A 10,372-nucleotide genomic window follows, 5' to 3' on the forward strand; every position below is an offset into this window, starting at 1 on the left:
TCACGATCTTCGCTTCGCTGCGATCATGAGCCGACCCTCCCCACAAGGGGGAGGGTGAGCAGATCTATTCGCCGGGCGGCTTGCCGGGTTCGGAGTGCATCTTGCGCACGCGGCGTACGCCCCACCAGACCAGCAGGATGGCGACAGGCACCGAAGCAGCGGTAATGATCTCCGGCGCGAAGGCATGGCCGAAGATCGAGGCACCCTTGGCGACATAGCCGACAAGGCCGACCACATAATAGGAAACTGCGGCGACCGAGAGCCCCTCGACGGTCTGCTGCAGGCGCAGTTGCAGGCGGGCGCGGTTGTTCATCGAGGCAAGCAGGTCGCGGTTCTGCTTCTCGACCTCGACATCGACCCAGGTGCGCAGCAGCGTCGTGGCGCGGGTCAGTTTTCGCGATAGATTTTCCTGCCGCTCCTCGACCGAGCGGCAGGTGCGCATTGCGGGTGCCACCCGGCGCTGCAGGAACCCGCGCCATGTGTCATAACCGGGCACAGCCTCTTCCTCGAGCGCCTCCAGCCGTTCGCCGACGATGCCGTCATAGGCGCGGCTGGCGCCGAAACGGTAAAGGCTCGACGCCGCGTCCGCCTCCAGCTCCGCCGCAAGTTCGGTCAGATCGGCCAGCAAGGTCTGGCTGTCGCGCGTCCCGGCGACCTTCATCTCCAGCGTGGTCTGCGCCAGCCGGTCCTCGATGCGGCGGGCGCGGCCGGACAAGGTCAACGCCAGCGGCAGGCCGAGCATGGCCAGCGTCCGATAGGTTTCGATGTCGATAAGCCGCTGCGATAACGCGCCGGTACGCGCCGGGGTCAAGCCGCGATCGAGCAGCAGCATGCGCGTCAAGCCATCGCCATCCTGGCGAAAATCGGTGACGATGGCGGCGTTTCCGCGCTCGACCAGCGAGTAGCACAGGCTGGTCGGATCGAAACCGGCTATCAGCTGCTCGCTCGCTTGCGTCCATTTGCGGATTTCGAGCCTGATGCCGGAGATGCAGGTTCCCGGCGGCGAAAACCCGTTGCCGAAGGGTGAGTCCTCCTGCGCCCTGCCGTTCTCGGAAAGCGGCCCTTCCCACAAATAGGTCGAGAATTCGGTGTGCCGCTCCCAGCGCAGCGAGCCCTTGCCCCATTTCATGGCATGATGGCGGGCCTGGCGGTCGGGCGCGGCGATGCCGAGGCGCCGCGACAATTCGGAAAGTACCGCGTGGTCGACGCCGGAGCCACCCTCCGTCATGAAGGCGAGTTGCATCAGGACGCGTGGCTTTTCGATCAGCGGATGCGGCCGGGCATGAACCTCGCCGAGTGCGCCGGGCCGGCCCTCATGCGCAGGAAAGCCCATGACGCTGCCCTTGGCGCGCGGCTGGAATTCGAGATCGGACGGGTCGTCTGACACGGCTTGTTCCCCGGGTTTTCTTGAGCCCTCTTGCACTCGCGTCCCTCTAGTGCCAATGGCCTGATCACGCAAACAGCAAAGTTAGCCGAAGATGATGGGCATCGGGCGGAAAATTGGCCCGCTTTTGTCAATTGGATAAATAATTTGACCAGTTGGCGAGGCAGGCTCTATTCTGCGGCACCGGTTCACCTTCCAGGCATTCTGTTGAGCGACATTTTTTCCAGGATCGAGCATTCGCGCACCGCCGACGAGGTGGTGCAGCAGATCGAGAGCCTCATCCTCGAAGGCGTGCTGCGCACCGGCGACCGGCTGCCGGGCGAGCGCGAGCTTGCACGCCAGTTCGACGTATCCCGGCCGATCCTGCGTGATGCGCTGAAATCACTGGAAGGACGCGGCCTTTTAACGACAAGACCCGGCGGCGGCACGCATGTCGCCGATGTCATCGGCCAGCTCTTCACCAAGCCGGTGACGGACCTGATCTCGATGCACCGCAAGGCAGTGACCGATTATCTGGAATACCGCCGCGAGATCGAAGGGGTCGCGGCTGAATATGCCGCACGTCGCGCCACTCCGGAAGACATGGCGCTGCTCGACAAGATCATGGCACGCATGGACGATGCGCACCGGACCGGCGACTTCGACGACGAGGCCGAGATCGATGTCGAGTTCCACCACGCGATCTGCGAATGCGCGCACAACATCATCCTTTTGCACACGCTGCGCTCCTGCTACCGGCTGTTGTCGGAGGGCGTGTTCCAGAACCGGCTGCTGGTGTTCACCGTGCCCGGCGCGCGCGACGCCCTGCTGGCGCAGCACCGGGCGATCCATGCGGCGGTGAAGGCCGGCGACCCTGCCACCGCCCGGCAAGCGGCGATGGACCACATCACCTATGTCGAACGATCGATGGCGGAGGCCGAGCGCAGCGGCGACTGGCAGCGCGTCTCGCGATTGAGGCTGAAACAGCGCGTTGACGCCACCGATACCGAACCTGCACGCAAACGCTCTTAGCTATTAGCTATCGAAACGGGAAGCCCATGAGCCAGATCCTGACCATCGCCGACCTCAAGGACCTCGCACGCCGGCGCGTGCCGAAGATGTTCTTCGACTATGCCGATTCCGGTTCGTGGACCGAAAGCACGTATCGGGCCAACGAAGAGGATTTCCAGAAGATCAAGTTCCGCCAGCGCGTCCTCGTCGACATGGACAACCGTTCGCTGGCATCGACGATGATCGGCGAAAAAGTGTCGATGCCGGTGGCATTGGCGCCAACCGGCATGACCGGCATGCAGCACGCCAATGGCGAGATGCTGGCGGCACAGGCGGCGGAGGAATTCGGCGTGCCGTTTACCTTGTCGACGATGAGCATCTGCTCGATCGAGGATGTCGCCTCGGTAACCACGAAGCCGTTCTGGTTTCAGCTCTATGTGCTGCGTGACAAGGATTTCGTGCTCAACCTGATCGACAGGGCAAAGGCGGCGAAATGCTCGGCGCTCGTCCTGACGCTCGACCTGCAGATTCTCGGTCAGCGCCACAAGGACATCCGCAACGGGCTTTCGGCGCCACCCAAGCTGACGCTGACGAACATCGTCGACATGGCCATCCGCCCGCGCTGGTGCGCCGCCATGGCCGGCACGAAGCGGCGGACCTTCCGCAACATTGTCGGCCACGCCAAGGGCGTCGGCAACATGGCCTCGCTGGCATCGTGGACGACGGAGCAGTTCGACCTGCATCTGTCGTGGAAGGACGTCGCCTGGATCAAGGAGCGCTGGGGCGGCAAGCTGATCCTCAAGGGCATTCTCGACAAGGAGGACGCGCTGATGGCGGCCAAGACCGGCGCCGACGCGATCATCGTTTCCAATCATGGCGGGCGCCAGCTCGATGGTGCGTCGTCGTCGATCGGCGTGCTGGAAGAGATTGCCGACGCGGTCGGCGACACGATCGAAGTGCATATGGATGGTGGTATCCGCTCCGGCCAGGATGTGCTGAAGGCACTTTGCCTCGGTGCCAAGGGAACCTATATCGGCCGGCCATTTCTTTACGGCCTGGGCGCGCTTGGCAAGGAAGGGGTTACCAAGGCGTTGGAAATCATCCGCAAGGAGATGGACATCACTCTGGCGCTGTGCGGAAAGCGTCTTGTCACCGACATGGGCAAAGACCAGCTCCGGCGCTAAGTCCCGTGACCGCCTGACCACGGAGACACCGAAAAATTGGCAGAACCCGGCATCCATTTTCTCGACGCGCATGGGCCGGAAGGTGTGCGTCTTTACGCGATCGGCGACGTCCACGGCCGGCTCGACCTGTTGGCCGCCATGCATGGGCGCATCAGGGCCGAGATCGAGCAGGAGGCGCCTGCCGACTGGCGCGTCATCCATCTTGGCGACTATGTCGACCGCGGGCCGGACTCAAAGGGCGTCATCGATTTCCTGATCGAAGCGCGAGGGCGCGACCCCCGAAATTTGATGCTGGCCGGCAACCACGACATCGGTTTTCTCGATTTTCTCAAAACCCCTGACCCGGAAGGGCTTTTCATCCGGTTCGGCGGTATCCAGACGGCACAGTCTTACGGCGTGGCGATCAGTGAAGGCACAAGCGTGTGGTTCGGCAAGGCCGAATCGGCTGTGCGCAAAGGACATCAGGCCCTGGTCGAGGCCGTGCCGCAAAGCCACATCGACTTCCTGCGATCGCTGCCGTTCTCCGTGACTTTCGGGGACTTCTTCTTCTGCCATGCCGGCATCAGGCCGGGTAATCCTCTGGAGAAGCAAAACCCACAGGACCTGATCTGGATCCGCGACGTGTTCCACAACCACCCCGACCTCTATCCGAAGATCGTGGTGCACGGCCACACGCCGGTGCCGGAGGCGGAAGTGATGGCCAACCGCGTCAATGTCGACACGCTTGCCTGGCAATCAGGCATGCTGAGCGCGCTCGTCGTCGACGGCGCGGACAAACGCATCCTGACAATGACGATCAAGGAAGCTTGAGCGTCGCGCGTCGGAGGACGCGAAAGACGCTTCCCGCCTTTAGCGCAGTGAGGCGGTGACGCCGTAACCGTCGACGGCGTTGTGGTTGTTGGCGGCGTCGGCGGCATAGATGCCGAGACCGCACAGCACGATGGCGGACAACATGGCAAAGGACAGAAGCGCTGCTTTCACGGAGGTCATCTCTTGTTGAGCTTTCTGCATCTGTGCACCAGGCGGTTACCAATGCGTTGAAACGGAGAATTCGCTTCAAAGTTTCGACGATTTTGCGCTTCTAGGCATGTTCTGTATCAACGGTGTGTCGCGCGGGTCACACAAAAGGTTCATAGCCGTTGCACAGAAGATGCAGAGCGCGCGCCTTCTAGGATGGCGGGCGGACACAAGCCAAGAATGAAACGGTTTTCCCCAGGCGGTTTCACCGCCGCGTGCCAATTATGTCACGCTGCAGGGTACGGAGAGACCAACACTCAGATGGTCGCTACCCAGGCACGGGCAATGGCAAGGCCAGCAGCATCCGCATCGGGCCCGTTGCGGGCCATTTCGCCATCGAGCTTGCCGGCCCAGTCGGGATGGCGAGCGGCGATGGTCGGGGCAAAGGACGTGCTCCAGTCCTTGACCATCGGCCGGTCGGCCTCGAAGTGAAACTGGAAACCGTAGACGGCGCGGCCGACGCGAAACGCCTGGTTCTCGGCGACATCGTTGCCGGCGAGCCGCACGGCGGCCTCGGGCAGCACGAAGGTGTCGTCGTGCCACTGGAAGATCGGGAATTTCTCCGGCAGCGCGCCCAGCACAGGATCGCCCTTGGCGTCCGCCGTCAGCGATACGCCGTGCCAGCCGAACTCATTGGCGCCGCCGATGCGGTTTTCGCCGCCGAAGGCACGGGCGACGAGCTGGCTGCCGAGGCAGATGCCGAGCACGGCGCGATCCTTGTCGGCAAAGTCGCGGGTCAGTTCGAGCAGTGCTGGGAAATAGGGGTACTCATCGTCGGCCAGCGCATTCTGGCCCCCGCCGAGCACCACCATGGCATCATGCCCGGCCGCGTCATCCGGCAGGGGATCGCCCCTGTAAGGGAGACGCAGGTCGAGATCGGCACCCGCTTCCGCAAGTGCTGCGCCGACCTGGCCGAGGCCGGTATTGTCGTAGTTCTGGACCACCAGCACCCGCATCACAAAACCCTGCTGACATGAATAAGATGCGACGAGCGATATCATGCCGCTCGCATTGCAGCCAAGATGCGTGTCCGGAGAGAAAACTATGCCACTGCAGAACCGGGTCGATCCGTTCGGGACCATCCACGCAGTGCCCGATCGCGGCATGTTCACCGGCAATCGCGGCATTATCCACGACCCCGAGACGAAGACGCTCAAGAAAAAGCGCTGGGCGCTTCAAGCCTGGATCGTCTGCGTCTGCAAATTCCGAAATGTGCGGCGCGAACCGATGGGCCGCAACCGGAAGGGCGGCAAAGCGGGCTGGACCGAGCTGTTCTTCCTTGACGAGGTGACCGGATTGGCAGCCGGGCATCGCCCCTGCTTCTTTTGCCAGCGCGAGCGGGCCAAGGATTTTGTCGGCCGCTTCGGCGAAGCCTTCGGCATTGCCGAGCCGCGCGCCCCGATGGTCGACAAGCGGCTGCACAAGGAGCGGCTGGCGTCGGGCGGCAAGCCGCCAGTGGTTGCTGTTGAAGACCTTGCCGGCCTGCCCGACGGCGCCATGGTTGCGGATGGTGGCAGCGCCTACGCCTTGCGCGGCGGCAAGGCGCTGCGCTGGTCGTTCGCCGGGTATAGTAATCCGGTGATGTTTTCCGATTTTGTCAGTCGCTCAATTCGACTGCTCACGCCGGTAACCACTGTCTCAGTGCTAAGCCAAGGTTACCAACCCGTATGGCATCCTCAGGCTGACGTTTAACTTCGACTCAGAAAGTAGCTCCGGCAACCGGAGTTCCTCCCGTTACATTGTGGCGCCATAGCTGCTAGGGTCGGTTGAACGTCCTCAGGCGGACACCGCACAGCTCGACAGATCGATACATGGGCACCATAAGCACTGACAAAAATGTAATATCTTTTACCGGAGATTTCGGCGAATCAGATTTGCAAGTTGCCACAGCTGCAATCTACCAGATTACTAATAAGTTATACTACAAAGATATAGTTCTAGATTTTTCCAAAATTTCGAAGGCAATTGCCCCAGACTTCTTACCTCTGTGCGCCAATGTCAGAAGCATTCTGCACGACGGCATCGACACTCAATTTATAGAACCAGACGACATAAAACTTAGACGGCTATTTCGTAACGCCGGTTGGTCTCACCTGCTTGACCCAGTGAGCTTTGCCGAGTCCGACTTTGCCGGGAAGATCCATTCGCCTGCGGCGATATATCGGACAGGGGAAGAACAGCATAAAGCTGTAGATAACATCATCGACATCTTACTCGGTTCCCTTGAGGGAGTTACACGTTCACAGATTGCAGCGTTAGAATGGTCCATAAATGAAATAACAGATAACGTTTTGAATCATGCTGAAAGTTCAATTGGTGGAATTGTGCAGGTTACGTCCCGAAGGGGCGGAAAAATGGTAGAGTTCGTTGTTTGCGACTACGGATTGGGCATACCACGCACACTTCGAAGCACCCACTCAGAGATAACTTCCGATATCGATGCGCTTGATCGAGCCATTCGAGAAGGAATTACCCGGAACACCGCGACGAATATGGGAAATGGGCTATACGGTTCATATCGTATGGCACAGCTTTCCGGGGGACAATTTAAAATACAATCCGGGTACGCTACGTTAAAATATGATCCTAAAATCGGTATGCATATCAGGCAGAATAAAGTCCCTTTTCATGGAACGCTTGTTTCTTGTTCCATAGATTGCTCTGACCAAAGCATACTAGAGGAAGCTCTAGTATTTAGAGGTAAGATATATAAGCCATCTTATACCTATTTTGACAAAATTGATGATTTAGAAAAAGTAACTATAAAGCTTTTGGATGAATCTAACGCATTCGGAACCCGAGAGATTGCCAAACCTGTTCGACTTAAGATTGAAAATGTTTTGAGAAACTCTGATACTTTTATTGACATAGATATGGATGGTGTTGAATTGATATCTAGTAGTTTTGCTGACGAGGTCTTTGGCAAACTTTTTTACGCATTAGGTCCACTCAACTTCACGCAAAGAGTGAGGATTGTTAATGGAAGCAGGGTGGTTTCTCAACTAATTGACCGGGCAATTTCACAACGCATGGCTCTTAGGCCTGGAGAGGTCGTGTAGAAGTTTTCCTTCCACCTCAATGTGCGAAACTTGACGCGCTCACAACGGTGCCCCATTCCTCGGCGATGCGCGCCAATTACAAGATGCAACGTCTGTTCGTGCCCGACGATCTGCGACCGAACATCGAGTTCGACGCTGGCCCGCAGCAAAGGCACTATCTCCTGCATGTGCTGCGGCTCGGCGAAGGCGCCGAAATCCTGGTGTTCAATGGCCGCGACGGCGATTGGTCGGCGGCCATTGCGGCGAAGACAAAAAGGGCGGTGCGGCTGAAGGTGATGGCGCTGCAACGGCCGCAGCCGCCGCTGCCGGATCTTGTCTACTGCTTTGCGCCGCTGAAGCAGGGCCGGCTCGACTATCTCGTGCAGAAGGCGGTCGAGATGGGTGCCGGCATCCTGCAGCCGGTCATCACCCAGCACACGCAAGTGGCCAAACCTTCCATCGATCGCCTGCGCGCCAATGTCGCCGAAGCGGCCGAACAATGCGGCATCCTGGCGGTGCCGGAAGTGCGCGAAGCGGAAAAGTTCGAGCGCCTGCTGACCGGATGGGACAGCGAGCGGCGGCTGATCTTCTGCGACGAGGACGCCTCGACCAACAATCCGCTGGCCGCGCTGCAGGCGGTCAAGGAAAAGAAGCTTGCGCTGCTGGTCGGGCCGGAGGGCGGCTTTTCCGAGGACGAGCGCAAGATGCTGCGCGCCCTGCCCTTCGTCACCGCCATTCCGCTGGGACCGCGCATCCTGCGCGCCGACACGGCGGCGGTGGCCGCGCTCGCGGTAATGCAGGCAACTGTCGGAGACTGGTGAGACGTCATCCCTTGCAAGGGACGCAGAGTTCCAGCAACGTTCAATTCCTGTTGACCTGTGGCTCAGGATTTTTCGCTTGATCGTCTGCTGACATTTCGTCCATTTACCGCCGGCGGTCATCCGGCCGCCTCTGAGGGTACCATCATGGCGCGCGATACGACCGATTTCCGCCCGATCGAAGGTGTCGACGAACTCGTCGAGCACCTGGCCGAAGGCAACAAGCCGCGCGACAAATGGCGCATCGGCACCGAGCACGAGAAATTCCCCTTCTATGTCGACGGCAATGCACCGGTCCCCTATGGCGGCGAGCGCGGCATCCGCGCCATTCTCGAAGGCATGCAGTCAAAGCTCGGCTGGGATCCGATCGTCGATGACGGCCGCATCATCGGCCTGGTCGAACCGACCGGCCAGGGTGCGATTTCGCTGGAACCCGGCGGTCAGTTCGAGCTTTCCGGCGCACCGCTGGAGACCATCCATCAGACCTGCCGCGAGGGCAACGCCCATCTGGCGCAGGTGCGCGAGATCGCCGAGCCGATGGGCATCCGCTTCCTTGGCCTCGGCGGCAGCCCGAAATGGTCGCTGGCCGAGACGCCGAAAATGCCGAAATCGCGCTACGAGATCATGACGCGCTACATGCCCAAGGTCGGCACCAAGGGCCTCGACATGATGTACCGCACCTGCACGATCCAGGTGAATCTCGACTTCGAGAGCGAGGCCGACATGCGCCGCAAGATGCAGGTGTCGTTGAAGCTGCAGCCGCTGTCGACGGCATTGTTCGCCAATTCGCCTTTCACCGAAAGCCACCCGAACGGTCTGCAGAGCTGGCGCGGCGACATCTGGCGCGACACCGACAACCAGCGCTCGGGCCTGCTCGAATTCTGCTTCTCGCCCGATTTCGGTTTCGCCGACTATGTCGAATGGGCGCTCGACGTGCCGATGTATTTCGTCATCCGCGACGGCCGCTATCACGACATGACCCACATCACCTTCCGCCAGTTCATGGCCGGTGCCGCGCGCAATGAGGTGCCGGACGGGCTGCCGACAATGGGCGACTGGGCGAACCATCTGTCGACGCTGTTCCCGGACGTGCGGCTAAAGCGCTTCCTCGAGATGCGCGGCGCCGATGGCGGGCCATGGCGGCGCATCTGCGCGCTGCCTGCGTTCTGGGTCGGGCTGCTCTATGATGAAGCCGCGCTCGACGCCGCCGAGGCGCTGACCTCGAGCTGGACGTATGAAGAAACGCTGGCGATGCGTAACGCCGTGCCGGAACAAGGCATTTCCGCGTCCTTCCGCAACACCACGCTGCGCGAAATCGCACGCGACGTGATGGTCATTTCGCGCATGGGGCTGAAGAACCGTGGCCGCAAGAACCGCGATGGCTATGACGAGACCTCCTTCCTCAACACGCTCGACGAAGTCGTAGCCCGCGGCACAACCAGCGCCGAGGAGATGCTGTCGGCCTATCACACGCGCTGGGGCGGTTCGATCGAGCCGGTGTTCATGGAATACGCCTATTAACCCTCGGATTTGACGCAGCCGATTGACCGGCAAAAGTCGCTTCAATCGGAAGTGGAAACAAACTAGGCTTCTTCGGCGAGGATTTCCGGAGGAGAGACCAATGCCTTCCTTGTTCGACATGCTGACACAGGCCCAGAACGGCAACGGCATGCAGGCGCTTGCCCAGCAATACGGGCTTTCGATGCAGCAGACGCAAGCCGCGGTCGCCGCATTGCTGCCGGCCTTTTCGCAGGGGCTGCAGCGCAACACAGCCGACCCTTACGGGCTCAGCGCCTTCATGACGGCGATGGCCAGCGGCCAGCACGCCAAGTATTTCGAGGACGCAACCAGGGCCTTCTCACCGCAAGGCGTCGATGAGGGCAACGGCATTCTTGGGCACCTGTTCGGCTCGAAAGACCTGTCGCGCGCCGTGGCCAGCCA

At 60.5% G+C, this 10,372-nt stretch carries 11 protein-coding genes; 8 read left to right on the forward strand and 3 right to left on the reverse strand.

The features are described from left to right. Positions 1-64: 64 nt before the first annotated feature. Positions 65-1,387: a DUF3422 family protein gene (locus EOC06_RS24120; protein WP_128308963.1), complete on the reverse strand. Its 1,323-nt coding sequence runs from the start codon at positions 1,385-1,387 to the stop codon at positions 65-67. A gap of 204 nt (positions 1,388-1,591) precedes the next feature. Here EOC06_RS24120 and EOC06_RS24125 point away from each other — a divergent pair, with 204 nt between their 5' ends. From EOC06_RS24125 to EOC06_RS24135, 3 genes are read left to right on the forward strand one after another with little or no spacing between them, the layout of a single operon-like run. After that, positions 1,592-2,395 carry an FCD domain-containing protein gene (locus EOC06_RS24125; RefSeq protein ID WP_027035571.1) on the forward strand — a complete coding sequence of 268 codons (804 nt, stop codon included), beginning with the start codon at positions 1,592-1,594 and terminating at the stop codon, positions 2,393-2,395. 26 nt (positions 2,396-2,421) lie between these two features. Then, positions 2,422-3,558: an alpha-hydroxy acid oxidase gene (locus tag EOC06_RS24130; protein WP_027035572.1), complete on the forward strand. Its 1,137-nt coding sequence runs from the start codon at positions 2,422-2,424 to the stop codon at positions 3,556-3,558. 36 nt (positions 3,559-3,594) lie between these two features. Further along, positions 3,595-4,368, forward strand: a complete 774-nt coding sequence (locus tag EOC06_RS24135; protein WP_027035573.1) for a metallophosphoesterase — start codon at positions 3,595-3,597, stop codon at positions 4,366-4,368. A 39-nt stretch (positions 4,369-4,407) separates the two neighbouring features. Here EOC06_RS24135 and EOC06_RS44885 read toward each other — a convergent pair whose 3' ends face one another. Together EOC06_RS44885 and EOC06_RS24145 are read right to left on the reverse strand one after the other, a co-directional pair. Beyond that, on the reverse strand, positions 4,408-4,539 hold the full coding sequence (locus tag EOC06_RS44885) for a hypothetical protein (protein ID WP_013893872.1): 132 nt from the start codon (positions 4,537-4,539) through the stop codon (positions 4,408-4,410). A gap of 293 nt (positions 4,540-4,832) precedes the next feature. Next, on the reverse strand, positions 4,833-5,531 hold the full coding sequence (locus EOC06_RS24145; RefSeq protein ID WP_128308964.1) for a type 1 glutamine amidotransferase: 699 nt from the start codon (positions 5,529-5,531) through the stop codon (positions 4,833-4,835). Positions 5,532-5,619: 88 nt separating this feature from the next. Between EOC06_RS24145 and EOC06_RS24150 the strand changes: the two genes are divergently transcribed. The 5 genes from EOC06_RS24150 to EOC06_RS24170 form a co-directional block, all read left to right on the forward strand. Further along, on the forward strand, positions 5,620-6,267 hold the full coding sequence (locus EOC06_RS24150; RefSeq protein ID WP_128308968.1) for a hypothetical protein: 648 nt from the start codon (positions 5,620-5,622) through the stop codon (positions 6,265-6,267). Between the two features lie 119 nt (positions 6,268-6,386). Next, the gene (locus tag EOC06_RS24155; RefSeq protein WP_128308965.1) at positions 6,387-7,634 is read left to right on the forward strand and encodes a DUF4325 domain-containing protein; all 1,248 of its coding nucleotides are present in this window, start codon (positions 6,387-6,389) and stop codon (positions 7,632-7,634) included. A gap of 65 nt (positions 7,635-7,699) precedes the next feature. Next, entirely contained in the window at positions 7,700-8,434 is a 735-nt protein-coding gene (locus tag EOC06_RS24160; protein WP_128308969.1) for a 16S rRNA (uracil(1498)-N(3))-methyltransferase, read from the forward strand. Positions 8,435-8,578: 144 nt separating this feature from the next. Next, on the forward strand, positions 8,579-9,952 hold the full coding sequence (locus EOC06_RS24165; protein WP_128308966.1) for a glutamate--cysteine ligase: 1,374 nt from the start codon (positions 8,579-8,581) through the stop codon (positions 9,950-9,952). Between the two features lie 100 nt (positions 9,953-10,052). Further along, the coding region (locus EOC06_RS24170) for a DUF937 domain-containing protein (protein ID WP_128308967.1) at positions 10,053-10,372 on the forward strand (320 nt) is incomplete at its 3' end.

It is taken from the genome of Mesorhizobium sp. M7A.F.Ca.MR.362.00.0.0, assembly GCF_004023175.1.
In the GTDB taxonomy this organism is placed as follows: Bacteria; Pseudomonadota; Alphaproteobacteria; order Rhizobiales; family Rhizobiaceae; genus Mesorhizobium.